This window comes from uncultured Thiodictyon sp. (genome assembly GCA_903837595.1).
In the GTDB taxonomy this organism is placed as follows: Bacteria; Pseudomonadota; Gammaproteobacteria; order Chromatiales; family Chromatiaceae; genus Thiodictyon.
Genome location: CAILVI010000344.1, coordinates 1 through 14,776, shown reverse-complemented (window position 1 = coordinate 14,776; position 14,776 = coordinate 1). Strand labels below are relative to the sequence as shown.

Sequence of the window (14,776 nt, the reverse complement as noted above, 5' to 3'; positions counted from 1 at the left end):
CGGCGATGCCGGACGCCTCGCGATAGGCCGCCACTGCCTCCTGGGAACGGGCGAGATTGATGAGTTGGTCGCCCAAGCGGACGAGCAGGATGAAGAGAATACGCTGTGTACCGCGGTCGTCCGGTCGGTCTGCGGCCTGTGTGCGGGCCGCGGCGACCTCGGCCTCCAGTGTATCGCGGTCTTGGCCATCGGCACCGGCGGCATCCCGTCCGGGTTCCTGCGCAAAAACCAATCCTTGGCTCCCCCCGTCACGCGCGTGCGTGAGCTCAGGTTCCAGTGTCACCGAGACCCCGCGGACCGACCAAAAGTCGGGCGCTTCCTGGGCAAAGACCGCCGCCAACCGCGGTGACAGGCACAACAGCAGGACCCCGTCCAGTCCGCGGGCGAGGGCGTTGCGTTGCTCGTTCATGCGCCGGAAGAGTTGCCGCCAGGCCGGCTGGTCCGCCGTGCCGGGGAAGCTGGCGTCGAGTGCAAAGACGACGCGCTCATCGGCGCTGGTTGGGGCCAGTCCGCTGAGACGGTCGTTGACCAGGACGCTCAGGGCGTCGCCGTCGAGCGGCCGATCGGACGGCAGGGCCTGCGCGGCGGGGATCAGGTGTTCACTGCGCACTGTACCGCCGCGTCGCGCCGGCACGTCAACGGCCAGGGTGCCGAGCAGTTGGCGGACCTGCCGCGGCGAGTGGCAGACGACAATATGAAACTGGAACCCGTCGCCCAGGGCGAGCGCGCCGATCAGGTGCGCCAGCGCGGCGTCGTTCTCAACCGACATCCTGACCCGTCCGGCCGTCAGCGGCCTGGGCGAGGGCGGCGCGGGCGGCCTTGACACCGGGGATCTCGGCGACCGCCGGGTGCAGGTCGAACCAATCGTTGTCGTTCACGTAACGCAGCACGGCGTTGTTCAGCAGCATCTGGTCGGCGATCTGGCCGTGCTCGCTGTTGAGCACCGTGTAATACCGATCCAGGGCAACCCGCGCCAGCCGGTCAGAGGTATCGGCCGGGACCACCTTGCGGTAGGCGTCTTTCAGTTCGTTGACAATTCGCGAAAAATCAGAATCGCTGAGCGGCAGTTCCTCGTGCGCGAGGGCGGACTGGAGCAGGCGCACGAGCTCGCGCGGATAGCCGCCGGACCAGCGGATCAGTTCGCCGATGCGCGGCTAGGGGTCCGGGCCGAAAACGGCTTGCAGCACCTCATCGGGCACCCGCCGTCGCACCAGTTCGCGCGCCGCCGCCAGGCCGGCGGCGAAGGGCGCGCCATCGCGGTCGGTGAGCTTGATCATCGGCAGGACGCTGACCCGCTTGAAGCGGCGACTGACGAGTGCGGTCGGGATGGTATAGAGCACGTGTACCGGCAGGTGCAGGTAGGGTGCACCGCCGCTGAAGATCTGTTCCGCGCTGCCGAGGACCTCTTGCCAAGTCTCGCTGGTGCTGCGCAGCTTTTCGAGCGAGCCGAAGATCACCACCAGGCCGCCGGCGTGACCGCGTTGCCGGGCGCGTTCCTGAAGCAGTTCGAGTTCCTGATGGGCCTCGCGCAGGAAGCGGGTCAGGTTGCTCGCGACGATCGAGCGGACCTTGGCTCGCAGGCTCGGTCGGGCGCGCATCTCGACGACGAGCTTGGGTCCGCCCGGGATCGTGAGTTCACCCTTGCTGATCGGACAGTTCGATGGCATTGCCCAGGCGGTCCGTCCAGTTGGTGCCGCGCACCCGGTGCGGGCCGAACCCGTCGATGTCCAGATTGCGTTCGTCCTCGGGGGCCAGGGACTCCAGGGACTTGCAGCGGTTGTAATACTTGCGTCGAACGGCAAACTCCATGGGTGCTCCGGTGCGTCAGGGCGTGGCGGGTGCATGTTAGCGCAACCGGCGCGTCGCCGTGGACACTGGATCGGGTGCGGATCGCCCCACCTCCTGGAGTCAAAGGCTTCAGCCTTGGCGGGGGACCAAGGCTGAAGCCTTGGACTCCAGTCGAGGGGAACGCGGTTCGCGCGTACGGTCTTACTGAGGCACTAAACCCGCGCCGTCGTGTTGGTCTCGACCATCCCCGCCGCACCGCTCCAATAGCCGTCCACCAAGCCGTTCGGGACCAGGCCGCGCAGGGTGGCCTGACCTTCGGCGGTCGCCAGTTCGCCCTTGAGACTGGCGGCGAAGGTCCGCACGATGGTGGCGGTGTGCTGGGACTGGGGGCTCACCCGGACCAGATCGACGCCCAGCCGGCCCAGCTCACCCAGGAACGGGAGCAGGTTGTGGGTGGCGGCGGATTGGGTCTGGATGCCGTTGAGCGCCAGGAAGGGCTGATTCTCCTGGGTTTTGATCATGAGCCCGTCCGGGTGCTCGCTGCAGCGCAATTCGCAGTTATCCTTGCCCTGGCCATTGTTGAAGGCGGTGAAGCAGCGGGCGGAGTAGGCGAGTGGCAGGCGCCCGAAGGCGAAGACCTCGCACTCGACCCCGGCGGGGCGGGTGCGGATGAGGTCGGTCGCCGTCTCCCGGCCCAGTTCGACCGGCAGCACCCAGCGCTTCATACCGCTGGCGGCCAGGAAGCTCAGGGTCCGCTGGTTGTAGAGGTTGATGGAGGTGCCGACGACGAAGGGCCGTCCCTCCAGGAAGTCCAGTGCGGCGAGGTCATTGGCCTCGATGAGGAAACGCTGGTCGGCACACTGGCGCTCCAGGACCTTCAACTCACCCTCGGACTCGATCAGGGCCAGGGTGGAGATCACCGCTTCCCGGCCGCTGGCGGTCACCCGCTCGGCCAGGTCCCACCAGTCCTCGGGGCGCAGCAGCCGGCGTTTGGAGCAGATGGTCTCACCCAGATAGACGACGTCCACCGGGGTCTCCAGGATCTCCGCATAGAAGTCCAGGACCTGCTGGCGCGGCCAGTAATAGAGGATCGGTCCCAGCGACAGGCGGGGGCGCTGGTCGGTGGCTAGTGAAACGTCCGAAGGCATGGGTTCTCTCGAATTGGAATGGGTGTGATGGCTGGTGGGTCCGGGGCATCCGTTCCGGTCGCCGGCTCGCGTGGCGCGGAGCGCCAAAGTGACAGGCGTGACACCGCACAGCGGTGTCACAAGACCTTTCAGTTAGTGCCAGGTCCGCTCATAGGGGCCGATGGTGGTCTGGGTCCCTTCGGAGACCCGCGCCAGGGTTTGCATCCAGTCGTCCTTGGGGCGGAAGGCGCCCGGGTTGCGCTGGCAGGAGTCGATGGCCTCGCGCCAGACCCGGGTGACCTCCGAGACATAGCGGGTGCTGCGCTGGCGTCCCTCGAGCTTGATGGCGGCGACCCCGGCGGCCAGGATCTCGGGCAGCAGGTCGAGCGTGTTGAGGCTGGTGGGTTGCTCGATGGCGTAGCGGATGTCGCCCCCGACCTCGTAGCGACCCTTGCAGATGGTCGGGTAGCCGGCGGGTTCGTCGCGCCCGCGCCGTTCGATCAGTACACCGCCCAAGCGGGTTTCCTGACCGGCCGCGGTGTCGCGCCATTCCACGTGGCTCGCGGGCGAGCAGGCACCGTAGGTGTTGGGTGACTGGCCGGTGGCATAGGATGACAGCAGACAGCGCCCCTCCACCATGACGCACAGGCTGCCGAAGCCGAAGATCTCCACCGGCACCTCGCTCTCTTTGATCACATGGGCGACCTGGGCGATGGAGAGCACGCGCGGTACCACCACCCGGCGGATATTGAAGTGCCGCTTCATGAAGCGGATCGCCGCCGGATTGGTGGCCGAGCCCTGGACCGAGAGGTGCAGTTTGAGTTCGGGGTGACGCTCGGCGGCGTAGTCCAGGACCCCCATGTCTGCCAGGATCAGTGCGTCCACGCCCAGGTCCGCCGCGCGATCTACCGCGGTGCTCCAGCGCGACCACCCCTTGGGTTGGGCAAAGGTGTTCACGGCGACAAAGACCCGGACCTTGCGGTCGCGGGCATAGCGCAGGCCCTCTTCGATCTGTTTGTCGCCGAAGTTGAGGCCAGCGAAGTGGCGGGCATTGGTGTCGTCCCGAAAGCCGAGATAGACGGCATCGGCGCCATTGTCCACGGCGGCCTTGAGGGACGGCAGGTTGCCGGCGGGGCAAACGAGTTCCATGGGCGGACTCCGGTAGGGGGTTGCGTTAAGGGGTGTGAGCGAGCGTCGGCCACGACGATCGATCCGGTTTTTCAGTCAGGCGGTGCGCGCGAGTCCGGGTAGGTCCGCACCCGTCCAACGCACGCCCTGACGGGTATCGCGGCGGTGTAGTTCCGCCTCGATTCGATTCAAGACGGCCCATTTGCAAGCGCACCAGTCCGGTGCCAGCAAGATCGACCGGGAGGCAGTCCCGGTCAGGCGGTGGAAGACCACTGACGGCGGGGTCTGCTCGATCAGGTCGGCACAGATGCTCGCATATTCATCCAGTTGTAGGGGCAGGTAGTCCCCGCGTCGCCATTCCAGCGCCAGTTGGGTGTGTCGGACCACGTGCAGTGGGTGAAGTTTGAGTCCCTCCACGCCCAGGTCAAGTACCTGCTCCAGGCTCCACAGTGCGGCCTCTCGACCCTCGCCCGGCAGGCCGATGATCAGATGGGCGCAGACCTTGAGCCCCCGGCGATGGGCCGCGCGGGTGGCCGCGCGGAACTCGGCGAAGCCGTGACCGCGATTGACCCGCGCCAGCGTTTCGTCGTGCGCCGACTGCAGCCCCAACTCCAGCCATACCTCCTTGCCCTGGGCGCGGTACCCGGCCAGCAGGTCCAGCACCGCCTCGGGCACACAGTCGGGTCGGGTGCCGATGGACAGCCCGACCACGTCGGGCAGGGCCAGGGCCTCGTCGTAGCGCGTGCGCAGCCGCTCGATGCGGTCGTAGGTATTGGTGTACGCCTGGAAATAGGCCATGAAGCGGCGCGCCCCGGTGCGCCGCGCCAGCACCGCCCGCCCGGCGGCGATCTGCTCGGTGACGCTCGGTGGCTCCTCCGCGTTGGGGCTGAACGACTGGTTGTTGCAGAAGGTGCAGCCGCCGCGGCCCTTGGTGCCGTCCCGATTCGGGCAGGTGAAGCCGGCGTTGATCGCGAGCTTGTGGACCCGCTGACCATAGCGGCGCAGCAGGTCCTGGCCGAGCGTGTTCACGCGCATGCTCAGATCGCGCTGCGTCGATTCACACGGCGTCGATGTGGGAGTCGGGGGGGCGATCAGGGGGGCTGGGTGCATCAATGGGAAATTAACATCCCGCCGGGCAAGCCGCAAGCCAGCGCAGTGACGAAATCACGAAAAACGCTCGAAAATCCATCAGTCTCCCCGGTCCAATCGAGTCACAGTATCAAGCAGTAACCGGTCGAGGACCGAGAAGTCGATATCCCGCGGTACCGGGATGGCGGCGTCACCAAGGTGTGCAAGCTCGGCGGCAATGAAGTCGTCGATGACCCGCAGCGGCGCGCTGTACTCGGACTCCAATGCCGCGCGCTTTCTGGCCAGCAGCGCGGCGATGGCGTCGCGTAGGGCCGGCTCGGTCACCAAGGCGTCGACCAGGTCCTGAAACCGCATGGGAGCGAGCCCACGGCCCTGCTCGATCCACCGTGCGGCCAGCAACGGGCGCAGCACATACAGGTATTTCTTCAGGCGCACCTGCTCACCGCGCAGATAGGTGTGGTCATTCCCCCGCGCCATGTGAACATAATGATAAAAGGACCGCTCGGGTCGGTGGGTGAGGCGGGCGGCCAGGCGCATGGCATCGAGAAATTTCGGGTCGGCCCGGTAGACCACGGGAGAGTCCAGCCATTCGACCAGGGTCGCGTTGCCCTTCTTCAGCAGCCCCAATGCCTTACGCAACTCCCAACCATTGATATCCAGCACCCCGGAGATCGGCAGCTCGATCACATCACGCGGCGGGTTCACCCGCAGATACCAGGCGAGCGGATGCACATAAAGAAAGCGCACGTCATAGTCGCTGTCGGGCGAGGCGAAGCCCCAGCCCCGGCTGCCCGATTCACAGGCAAACAGGACCCGCACCGCGTGCGCCGACTCGATCGCGGTGAGTTGTCGCTCGATCTCTGAGCGAATCACTGGATCGATGGGGTGTTCATTCATGGTGATTCAATCCAGTTTTTGGCTGCTCATGCTCTGGCTCCCACGCTTTCTGGCTCCGACGCGCAAGCCGTGGAGTAAGTCGCGAGGCTTCAGCTTCGCATGGGAATTCGCACCGCCGGAGCGGCATTCCCACGCGGAGCGTCACTGCCATTAAGTTAAGGACTTCTGGCCTTGAGCATAAATCCGGCCAAGTCCCAGTGCCGGACTTGGTGATTCTGGGTAAGGTCTCGGGTCCCGTCTGCGTTGGAGCGATTTACAACAGCCTCGGGCGTTGGTATTTTGTCCGACATGAAGGCGGATCTCTTGTTTGATGAGCGTGTCAATGTGCGCGAAGGGGCCTTTGCGGCCCTTCGGCTTTGGCATCTTCCGACGCCTGTGCCTGGTAGTCCGCACCCCTTCAAATACCGCTTGGCTTTCGTGGTGGAAGGTGTCTGTGTGCTGCGGTACGACAACGAATCCGGCAAAGGGGAGCACAAGCATCTGGGAGATACCGAGACGGCCTATGTGTTCACCTCGCCCAGGCAGTTGCTGGCCGACTTCTGGCACGATATCACGTTGTGGAGGACATGAGATGAGATCGGTAACCATCGGTGTGACCACGCCGGAAGCGGTTTCGGAGCGGTTTCTCCGCGCCTGGGACACTGGCAAGCCTCAAGGGGCGCAGATCGGATTTCTGACGCTGGAAGACCTGTGGAAGACCCTCACGCTCAAGCGCTGGGAGGTCCTCAAGGCGATGACCGGCGCCGGACCGCTCGCGATCCGCGAAATCGCGCGCCGGGTGACCCGGGACGTGAAGGCAGTCCATGCCGACGTGCATCTGCTGGTCAATGCCGGACTCCTGGAAAAGACCAGCGACGGCAAGATCGTGTTTCCTTATGACGAGGTGCATGTCGACTTCGTATTGAAGGCCGCGTGAATCCGGGAAGGGCAGAGCGGCCTTGATCGTCGTTCCGGCCACAACCGGCAAGGTCCGTCAGCAGGCGCGTATCCGATTCAATCCCGTTTCTGGCAGCTCGCCACTTGAAATCCCCCGCTGGCCGTGCGTCTCTGCCTATCGCAACACCCAACCCGGTTTGACCTTTCCCAACACCGCGTTGACTCCGGCCAGGGCCTCTTCCGACACCCCGCCCTCCCGATTCAACTCCACCGTCATGGAGAGGCGCAGGGTGTGACCCACGGCGGCCTCGACCAACTCGGCCATCTCCTCCGCCAGGTTTTCGACTTCATGGGTTTCCAAGGCCGCGACCGCCTGCCGCCGGCCGTGTGCATCTGCAATCCCCGGTCGGGGCGGCGGGAGCGTCACGGGTGGCTGTGCGACCCGCAGCCTTACGCCCGGCGCGCCGCCCAGATCACAGGGCCAGGGAGCCGAGTTCAGGGTGCGCTCCAGCAATCCCAAGCCGAAGGCCTGGTCGAGTGACTGACGGATCGTCGACCAGGGCAGGGGCCGCCCCAAGGCGGCGGACAAGGCCCCGCGCAGATGATCCGCGCTTGTCTCATCCTGGTGCCAGGCGGCGAGGAGGGCCGCGGGCAGCAGCTCGGCTGCGGGGATCGGGGCGGGGGGCGGTAGCAATTGCGCGTGATTGTTCAGGAAACCCGCCGGGACATCGTCCGCCAACAGGCTCACCGTGCCGTTGACCAGCCACACGCCGCCGGCCTTGATCGCCCCGGTGACTGCCGCCTTCAGCGCCGCCTCGTCCGTGGCCGGGATCAGCACGTCCTCGCGGTAGGCGCCCTTGTCGATGCTGACCAGATGCCGGCCGGAGAAGTAGTCCGCCAAGGCGTCCCAGGTCAGGGGCTGCCCATCCTCCCACAGACCCGGCAGGGTGCGGGGCACCAGCAGCACCGGGGCCAGCTCGGTCAAGACCGCAGCCGGCAGCAGCACCACCTCCAGGGTCGGATCGTCGATGGCGCTCGGCTCTGGGCGGTTACGCCAGAAGGTCCGCTGCGAGCGGTCGCCGCGGGTCACCCGCAGGACGAAGTCCCCGGCCGCGCAGCCCTGCAGCAGGGTCTCCAGGATCGCCTCCCGGTTCAGCATCTTCGGTAGGCTGGCAGTGGCCGCAAAGGCGCCGACCAGATCCTTGACATAGCGTGCGCTGTCCCCGGCGGCCCAGAGGTCATAGGGTCCGCCGGGCAGCAGGGCCTCCGCATTCACCGCGGTGGACTCGATGCGCAGGCGCCGGTCGGCCAGCAGACGGGGAAACAGCGGCTCATTGTCGACACTGATCCGGTAGGCGGCGACCCTATTGGACTCGTCCACCGTCACCGCGATGCAATAGGCCATCACCACATGGGAGGCGAGTTCTGCCCGCGCCGACTTGAGGTTGGTCGCCAGGCGCGCCGTGGAGGCGGTATCGATGTCGTCCCGCTCTTTGAGTGTCCGCGCCACCTCCTCCCAACCGAGCAGGTCGCGCGCCTTCTCGCGCGCCGCATCCAGCCCGTTCTGTGACGGCACGGCCAAGACGACGGCGTTGCGGTTGCGTGCCCTGGGCTTGTCCGGCCCCGAGGTCTCGTCCAGAAAGCGCCGGGCCGTCGCACTCGGCTTGCCGGGCTCGGAGGCCGCCGCCGGCCCCAGCACCGCATAATGGAAGGCGTCGTCGTCCTCGATATCCGCGGGCCGCGCCGGGAGCCTATTCACCCGCACCCGCGGACGGTCGCTCGTCGCCCCCGTCCCCTCGGTCAGCTTGCCGGCGTCCGCAATCGCCTGTTCCAGCACCGCATCCACCTGGCCATCGCCCACCCCGGCGCGGGCGGCATGGTGCATCTGCTTGAGATTGGGCCTGGAGCCCAGGCGCCAGGTCTTGGGCAGCCCGCCCTCCCGGTCCGCGGTCAGACCGTCGTCCAGATACCAGGAGGTCTCGGCCCAGGCGCGCAGGCCCTTATCCAGGTTGATCGGGTCAGGATTCCCCAGGCCCATCAGAAGCTTCAGCTCCCGGGTCCGGGCGTGCTGGCCGATAGGTTGGGAATGCAGGAAAGTGGCCACCACCGCCTGTTCCAGCTCCCGCGCGCCGACGCCGGGCAGACCTTCCTGCGCCTTCACGGCATGTGCAAGTTCCGCCTCCAGGATCGCTGGCCAATGCTGCTTGCGCCCATCGAACTGCTCCAACTGGGCGATGTTCGCGAGCTCCCGGGCGGCACTGCTCAGCCCGGCCCCGGCGGCCAGGAAGACCTGGGCGCCCACCAGCGGTTGCCGGTCCCAGGGCGCGGCATCGTGCAAGGCCGTGGCCAGGGTCTTCAAGATCCCGCGGGTCTGCTGAAAGCCCTCCAGCCCCGCCCACTTGCGGTAGATGAGATCGATCAGGTCCGGGTGGAAAGGGTACGCCGCCAGATAACGCTGCTGCTCGGCGGAGCGGCCCTTGTGGGTCTGCTCGTCCAGGGTCGCGAGGCTGTTCAGGGCCGCCATCACCTGGGTCGGCCAGGCGGCGGTGCGCTGGTAGCTTTCCAGGGTGAAGAGCCGCCGGCGCAGGATCTCCGGCACGTCGTGGCTCTCGACCGGCTGGATGCCCTCGTCCGCCACGCGCTTGAACTCGTCATAGAGCCCCTTGCTGAGCTGCCGGCCCAATTCGTCCAGCTTGCGGTTGTCCGAGGCCAGCAGCGAGGCGACCAGGCAGCAGCGCGGCACCTTGGCCACCGCCTGGGTCAGCGAGTGAAAAAAGTCCGCCATCCGGGTCTCCCAGCCCGGGTCCAGATCGACCATGGTGCGGACGAACCACAGCACCTCATCGAACAGGATCAGCACGGCCCCGGTATCGGCGCGGCCCAGTTCCAATAGGGCCTCCAGCACATTAGTGGCGGGCGGGCTCGGGCGTTCGTCCCCGCCGGACTTCAACAACTCCAGGCCCGCTGGCCCGGCCAGTTGCCAGGCCAACAGGCTCCAGGGCATCTTGAGCCACCGCAGGGTCCCGTCCGGCGCCCGGGCCTCCATGCCCTGCTCGGCGTCCAGATGATCGAAGACCACCGCCGCCACCCGTGCCCGCGGCAGGCCATCGTCCAGCCCGCAATGGGCGCGGAACTGCTGCACCGCCGGGCAGTCCGGCAGGCTGGCGGGGTCCTGGACCAGATGGACCAGGGTGATGAGCAGATGCGTCTTGCCCCCGCCGAAGGTCTGAAAGAGCTGGCGGACCGCCCGCTCGGACACACCGGCCAGGCGCCGGGTCACATCGCGCACCAGGTCGCGCATCCGCACCGTCGGATAGGTCAGGGCAAAGAACTCCGCCGGGTCGTGATAGACCCCCGGATTGCGCCCCAGCATCACATCATGCAGGTCCGCCGCGAATTGCTTCTGTGACAGGTCACCGCCCTTGATGTCGGCGCGTAGCTCCAATACCGCATGCCAGGGTTGTGTCGATTGCTTGGCCATGGGTCTCCTGCTGTGCTCCGTTGATGCCCTTTTCATTCATCCGCTCGCGCATGCCATTTCCCAATTCCAGGTCCCGCGCCCGATCCGTAGGCTGGGTAGAGCGCAGCGAAACCCAGCAGTCAGCGCATGATAAACGGGCAAACGATGGGTTTCGCTGCGCTCTACCCATCCTACGGGAATACCGGGGCGAATGCCCTGTGCGGCCAGGGAACCGACATGGCGAGCGGTAAATCAATCCCCCAGCGCCAGCGCAGTCTGACTGGTACTGCCCAGTTGGCGCAAATGGTTGGCCAGGCGCTCCAGGAGCGAGCGCTCCTCGGTGCTGCCGTCGGCGCGGCTCTGCTCGATCAGGGCCTGGATCAGTTGGGCGAAGAGTGGGCTCTGGCGCAGTCCGTGGCGGTCCAGATGGGCGTTCACCTGGGCCACGTCGGCGGCCACCCACAGTTGCATCAGCCGGTGGCAATGGTCGATCAGTGGGATGGGCCGGCCGCGGCTGGGCTCCTCGGCCAGACCGCGGTGGGTGCGCGCCTTCCAGGGCTTGAGCTTCAGCTTGCCGCCGCTGCCGCCTTCATCCCCCGACTCATCGGCCTCATCGGGCGCGGCGCCCTTGCCCTTGATCAGCAGCCCGCCGTGGTCCGCCAGGTCGCGCTCCGAGAGTCCGCAGGAGATGGCATAGAGGATACAGGGGCCGGCCGGGGCCTCCTTGAGCCCGAAGTCCGCGCGGTGTAGCAGATAATAGGTGGTCACATCGTCCAGCGGGTGGTCGCCGAGCAGGTCCGCGTCCTCACCCCGGGTCAGGACGCGCCCGACCACGAAGTCGACCACCATGCGTCGGACGTGTGCCAGGAACTCGTTGACCCCCATGAAGGCATTCTGTTCGGCCGCCTTGCGCACCGCCGGGAAGCGGCTGTAGGACTCCAGTGCCGGCCCGGTGGCCGCCCACACAAAGTCCGGCCCGCGGATGCCCGCGTCCCAGAACTCGCGCAGGCGCAGCCGGATGCTGGTCTCCATGTCCTTCAAGACCTGATTGTCCCAGCCGGGCTTGATGCCGGGCGCGCGCTTGCGGCAGACCAGCCAGAGTACACTTGAGGATGAACCAGGCGACCGGGTTGATGTCCATGGCCGTCACCTCACACCCCAGGCGCATGGCCTCCAGCGGGATGGCCCCGCCGCCCGCGAAGGGGTCCAGCACCCGCGGCGCCCGCCCGCCATAGGCATTGCGGATCTCGGCGCGGAACCAGTCCAGGTCCGGTCCGGACTCGCGGCCCCAATGCAGGATGCCGCCCTGCGTCTCTAGGGCCTCGATCTCCTCGACCTGACCGTTGGGCATCTTCTTGGGCTTGCTGATCTTGCGCAGCGTTCCACCCAAGCGCTTCAGGATGGCGTCGCGCGCCGCCTTATCCCCGGGGTCCGGCAGCAGAGTGGCGATCAGTGCCGCGCGGCAGGCGGCCAGTGGCCGGCGTGCCGGCCAGATATGCAGCGTGGAGATGTGCCCGTGGCGGACATTCTTCTCATGCACCGCGTCGATAGATGTCTCGCGCAATGGGAAGGCGACCTCAATGAGGCGCTTGTCATTCATACTGATTCTTCGCCATCATCAAGTTCCTTTAGCAACTAAGGTGCACAACTCACCGCGACCTCATTGCTAAACTGCCCGACCTCCTGGTCCTTGCGCACATACACCGCGGTGTAGCGGCGCAGCTCGGCCTTGCCCGCCTGGAGCAGGGGGCGGGTGTCGAGCCAGGGGGAGTGGGCGGCGCGGCCCACCAGGACCCAACCGCTATCCCCTTCGCGTTGACAGTAGATATTGATCCCTTCGCTCTTATACTTGGTGAAGGTCAGCCTGACGACTCCCCCGGTCTGATCGATGGCCGCGAGATCGGGCTTGGCCGTGTTGAGGTCGAAGCGGTGCTTGGGCGGCACGATTCCCAGGTCCAGGCCCATGGCGGTGGTATAGCCGCGATGTCCCTTGATGTGCCGCTTCACTTTCCGCAGCACCGTCTCGAGCCGCTCCCGCCGCTGTTTCTTACAGGCCGTGGCGGCCTTGGCCGCGGCGGCCGCAGCGAGGGCGTCGGTCACCGCGCCACGAAAATCATCGCCCGCATCGATCAGTTCCGCGAGTTCCTCCTCGGTTACCCCATAACCAGCCAGATCGGCGCGGAGCTTGCCGAGGGCCTGAGCGAGCCAGGCCAGCAGGTCCTGGTCCGTCGCCGGGATGAAATCCTCTTTGCGCATCGTCGGTTTCCTCCCAGTCGTCTGTCGCTGTGGTGCAAGCGGTGGTGATTGGGGCGCGCCGGGCGGCGGCGGGCCGGCCGTCAGGTCTCGGCGGTGGCCCGTCGGGCGGTCGCGGTCACTCCCTTGAGTACCAAGAAAGTTCCCATGACATCCGGGAACGCCTCAATACGATCGGGGAACATTCCCGCGTTAGCAGGAAAACGCCCCCAATCCTGTGGGCATTCCATCATGTCATCAGGGAACGTTCCCGATGGATTAGGGAAAATTCCCGGTCCCTTCGGGAACATTCCCGAACCGCTCGGTAGTATACCCGAAGTCTTCGAGAACAGTCGCAACGAAATATGGCCTTATGTCCCACTATATGTTGATGTTTCGATGCATCTTTCGCAATATTTTTCGGGTCGCGTGGGAATATTCCCGAAGGGATCGGGAACGTTCCCGGAGCCTTTGGGGGCCTTCCTGAGGCCATCGGCAGAGTGTCCTTGGCCCTTGGTACGGTTCCCCGGGCGTCCGGTTGGCGGCGGCGACGACCCGGGAAGCCCCCCGGCATCCCCAATCATAATACGCGGGCGGTGTTCATGGCCCCCGAACGCTGGACTCTTGGCATCGAACCGGGTGGGGGCGTGCCGCGGGGACCCGCGGGCCACCGCGCGACCCCGCCCCAGCCCCTTCGCGTCTCAGTCGCTGGCCGCGCACCGAACAATGTCGCCATAGTTGATCAGCACGCCGCCCTGGTTGCGGCTGACGAGCCGCCCGAAGGGGTCCTGGACGCGCAGGAGCCGCGGGCGGCCGGTGCCGCAGTCGAAGACGGCATACAGCCAATAGCGCCCGCGCAAGTTACAGGCACGCGCCCACTCGTTGGCGGTCAACTCCACCGCATCGGTGCCGACCCGGCCCTTGACCTCGATCCCACGCTCCTCCCCCGGGCGCTCGGAGAGCAGATCGAAGCCGGGGTGGTCCATGAGGCCCGCCAGGCGCGCCCGCTCGGGGGTGGAGACATCGCGCACCCTGGCGCCGCGGGCGGTCTCGGCGGCCATGGCGATGTCCACGGCGATACGCTCCACTTCGAGATCAAGGGCCTGGATGTCGGCCGGGTCTTGGGATGGCTGGACCAGGCAGGTCGCGATGATCTCCACCCGGCCGGGCGCGATCAGGTCCAGTTCCCGACTCGCGTCGGCGATGGCCCGGGCGCGCCGCTGTGCGAGACCCGCCTGTTGGGCGCGGATACGCTCTACTTCGGCCTGGGCCTTGACGTTACCGGCGCGCGCCTGTTTGGCGTATTCCTTGCGCGCGGTGGTCAGCTCCCAGGCCTGATAGTCATAGGCGAGGCCGAGCAACTCCTTGGTCTGTGCCAGGGTCTCAGTGGCCGCGAGCCGGCGCCGTTCAGTCAGATCGCCGAGCGTTATGTGAATCAGATAGTCCAGGACCGCCAGCCGCCAGGTCTCGGCCCGGGCGAGAAAGACCAGACTGCCCGGGCTGGTCCCGCGGCCGGGCCGCAGCAGGAGCAGTTGTTCCACCGGCGCCTCTTCCAATCGGTCCTGATACTGCTTGAGCCCAACCAGCCGTTGTTCGATGACCTCCTCGGTCTGGTGACTGGGCGAGTCGGGGTCTGCCGCGCGGATGACGGACATCCGCGCGACGTGGAAAAGGTAGGGGGCGCTGCCGGCGGCGTCCGTGAAGAGGGGTCTGACAATCATCGGCGCGAAAACTTACTTTAAGGTGTAACCAACAGATTTATCAAGCTGATTTCTGGTGTCTCATCAAACGGACGTTTCCTGAGACAACCTGACGGTAGGGCAAAAGACGCTGAAAACCGGCTAAATCTGCCTCAAAAGTCCGTCTCAGAATTCAAAATCTCGGAAACTCATGTCGCCGCGAGGTTCTTGCGACCGCAGGAAGGGGCTTACCGTAAGTTTTCGCGCCGATGATTGTCAGACCCCGCCTGGCGGTTGAGCAGCCGGGCGAGGTTGTAGTAATGACGGATGTAGGCGGTGGTGCGGTCGTAGAGCGTCTGTTCGCTGACCTCGCCCTGGGTCAGCTCGAAGCTGACCGTGTCGCAGACCCGCACCGGAAAGAGTGGCCGGCCGGCCAGGTCGACCATCTCCTCCTTGACGCGGCGGATGAAATAGCGGGCGCGGGCGTCCGGCGGAAAGCG

General features: G+C 66.3%; 16 protein-coding genes. 2 read left to right on the top strand and 14 right to left on the bottom strand.

The genetic code is table 11. From position 1 onward, the window contains the following. The 8 genes from QZY44_RS19455 to QZY44_RS19420 all read right to left on the bottom strand — a co-directional run. Window positions 1–769, bottom strand: a 769-nt coding sequence (locus QZY44_RS19455; RefSeq protein ID WP_295450225.1) for a hypothetical protein, incomplete at its 3' end; no start/stop codon positions are given. Beyond that, on the bottom strand, window positions 759–1,103 hold the full coding sequence (locus QZY44_RS19450; protein ID WP_295450219.1) for a hypothetical protein: 345 nt from the start codon (window positions 1,101–1,103) through the stop codon (window positions 759–761). The genes QZY44_RS19455 and QZY44_RS19450, both read right to left, overlap by 11 nt. Before the next feature lie 51 nt (window positions 1,104–1,154). Beyond that, window positions 1,155–1,667, bottom strand: a complete 513-nt coding sequence (locus QZY44_RS19445; protein ID WP_295450206.1) for a hypothetical protein — start codon at window positions 1,665–1,667, stop codon at window positions 1,155–1,157. Then, window positions 1,636–1,809: a hypothetical protein gene (locus tag QZY44_RS19440; protein WP_295450195.1), complete on the bottom strand. Its 174-nt coding sequence runs from the start codon at window positions 1,807–1,809 to the stop codon at window positions 1,636–1,638. The genes QZY44_RS19445 and QZY44_RS19440 overlap by 32 nt, the downstream gene beginning before the upstream one ends. A 191-nt stretch (window positions 1,810–2,000) precedes the next feature. Continuing rightward, on the bottom strand, window positions 2,001–2,936 hold the full coding sequence (locus QZY44_RS19435) for a U32 family peptidase (RefSeq protein WP_295450192.1): 936 nt from the start codon (window positions 2,934–2,936) through the stop codon (window positions 2,001–2,003). A 132-nt stretch (window positions 2,937–3,068) separates the two neighbouring features. After that, window positions 3,069–4,064, bottom strand: a complete 996-nt coding sequence (locus QZY44_RS19430; RefSeq protein ID WP_295450189.1) for a peptidase U32 family protein — start codon at window positions 4,062–4,064, stop codon at window positions 3,069–3,071. A 75-nt stretch (window positions 4,065–4,139) separates the two neighbouring features. After that, complete coding sequence (locus QZY44_RS19425; protein ID WP_295450186.1) at window positions 4,140–5,078, bottom strand: TIGR01212 family radical SAM protein; 939 nt, start codon at window positions 5,076–5,078, stop codon at window positions 4,140–4,142. A 153-nt stretch (window positions 5,079–5,231) separates the two neighbouring features. Beyond that, the gene (locus tag QZY44_RS19420) at window positions 5,232–6,029 is read right to left on the bottom strand and encodes a nucleotidyltransferase domain-containing protein (protein WP_295450183.1); all 798 of its coding nucleotides are present in this window, start codon (window positions 6,027–6,029) and stop codon (window positions 5,232–5,234) included. Between the two features lie 288 nt (window positions 6,030–6,317). On the opposite strand from QZY44_RS19420, the gene QZY44_RS19415 reads away from it, so the two are divergent. After that, on the top strand, window positions 6,318–6,599 hold the full coding sequence (locus QZY44_RS19415; RefSeq protein WP_295450228.1) for a DUF6516 family protein: 282 nt from the start codon (window positions 6,318–6,320) through the stop codon (window positions 6,597–6,599). Between the two features lies 1 nt (window position 6,600). After that, window positions 6,601–6,945 (top strand): transcriptional regulator, encoded by a 345-nt coding sequence (locus QZY44_RS19410; protein WP_295450179.1) that lies wholly within the window; start codon window positions 6,601–6,603, stop codon window positions 6,943–6,945. A 135-nt stretch (window positions 6,946–7,080) separates the two neighbouring features. Here QZY44_RS19410 and QZY44_RS19405 read toward each other — a convergent pair whose 3' ends face one another. The 6 genes from QZY44_RS19405 to QZY44_RS19380 all read right to left on the bottom strand — a co-directional run. Further along, window positions 7,081–10,386: a DUF499 domain-containing protein gene (locus tag QZY44_RS19405; RefSeq protein WP_295450176.1), complete on the bottom strand. Its 3,306-nt coding sequence runs from the start codon at window positions 10,384–10,386 to the stop codon at window positions 7,081–7,083. 231 nt (window positions 10,387–10,617) lie between these two features. Next, the gene (locus QZY44_RS19400) at window positions 10,618–11,250 is read right to left on the bottom strand and encodes a hypothetical protein (protein WP_295450170.1); all 633 of its coding nucleotides are present in this window, start codon (window positions 11,248–11,250) and stop codon (window positions 10,618–10,620) included. After that, window positions 11,171–11,965 carry a DUF1156 domain-containing protein gene (locus QZY44_RS19395; protein ID WP_295450165.1) on the bottom strand — a complete coding sequence of 265 codons (795 nt, stop codon included), beginning with the start codon at window positions 11,963–11,965 and terminating at the stop codon, window positions 11,171–11,173. The genes QZY44_RS19400 and QZY44_RS19395 overlap by 80 nt, the downstream gene beginning before the upstream one ends. A 35-nt stretch (window positions 11,966–12,000) precedes the next feature. Continuing rightward, window positions 12,001–12,621 (bottom strand): hypothetical protein, encoded by a 621-nt coding sequence (locus QZY44_RS19390; RefSeq protein WP_295450153.1) that lies wholly within the window; start codon window positions 12,619–12,621, stop codon window positions 12,001–12,003. 677 nt (window positions 12,622–13,298) lie between these two features. After that, window positions 13,299–14,318, bottom strand: a complete 1,020-nt coding sequence (locus QZY44_RS19385) for a DUF3883 domain-containing protein (protein WP_295450143.1) — start codon at window positions 14,316–14,318, stop codon at window positions 13,299–13,301. Window positions 14,319–14,524: 206 nt separating this feature from the next. Beyond that, on the bottom strand, window positions 14,525–14,776 hold a 252-nt coding region (locus QZY44_RS19380; RefSeq protein WP_295450140.1), incomplete at its 5' end, for a hypothetical protein.

Bases quoted from the DNA above. Each gene is read 5' to 3' on its own strand.
- QZY44_RS19445 (WP_295450206.1), bottom strand. From the start codon at position 1,667: ATGCCATCGAACTGTCCGATCAGCAAGGGTGAACTCACGATCCCGGGC.
- QZY44_RS19440 (WP_295450195.1), bottom strand. From the start codon at position 1,809: ATGGAGTTTGCCGTTCGACGCAAGTATTACAACCGCTGCAAGTCCCTG.
- QZY44_RS19435 (WP_295450192.1), bottom strand. From the start codon at position 2,936: ATGCCTTCGGACGTTTCACTAGCCACCGACCAGCGCCCCCGCCTGTCG.
- QZY44_RS19430 (WP_295450189.1), bottom strand. From the start codon at position 4,064: ATGGAACTCGTTTGCCCCGCCGGCAACCTGCCGTCCCTCAAGGCCGCC.
- QZY44_RS19425 (WP_295450186.1), bottom strand. From the start codon at position 5,078: ATGCGCGTGAACACGCTCGGCCAGGACCTGCTGCGCCGCTATGGTCAG.
- QZY44_RS19420 (WP_295450183.1), bottom strand. From the start codon at position 6,029: ATGAATGAACACCCCATCGATCCAGTGATTCGCTCAGAGATCGAGCGA.
- QZY44_RS19415 (WP_295450228.1), top strand. From the start codon at position 6,318: ATGAAGGCGGATCTCTTGTTTGATGAGCGTGTCAATGTGCGCGAAGGG.
- QZY44_RS19410 (WP_295450179.1), top strand. From the start codon at position 6,601: ATGAGATCGGTAACCATCGGTGTGACCACGCCGGAAGCGGTTTCGGAG.
- QZY44_RS19405 (WP_295450176.1), bottom strand. From the start codon at position 10,386: ATGGCCAAGCAATCGACACAACCCTGGCATGCGGTATTGGAGCTACGC.
- QZY44_RS19400 (WP_295450170.1), bottom strand. From the start codon at position 11,250: ATGGGGGTCAACGAGTTCCTGGCACACGTCCGACGCATGGTGGTCGAC.
- QZY44_RS19395 (WP_295450165.1), bottom strand. From the start codon at position 11,965: ATGAATGACAAGCGCCTCATTGAGGTCGCCTTCCCATTGCGCGAGACA.
- QZY44_RS19390 (WP_295450153.1), bottom strand. From the start codon at position 12,621: ATGCGCAAAGAGGATTTCATCCCGGCGACGGACCAGGACCTGCTGGCC.
- QZY44_RS19385 (WP_295450143.1), bottom strand. From the start codon at position 14,318: ATGATTGTCAGACCCCTCTTCACGGACGCCGCCGGCAGCGCCCCCTAC.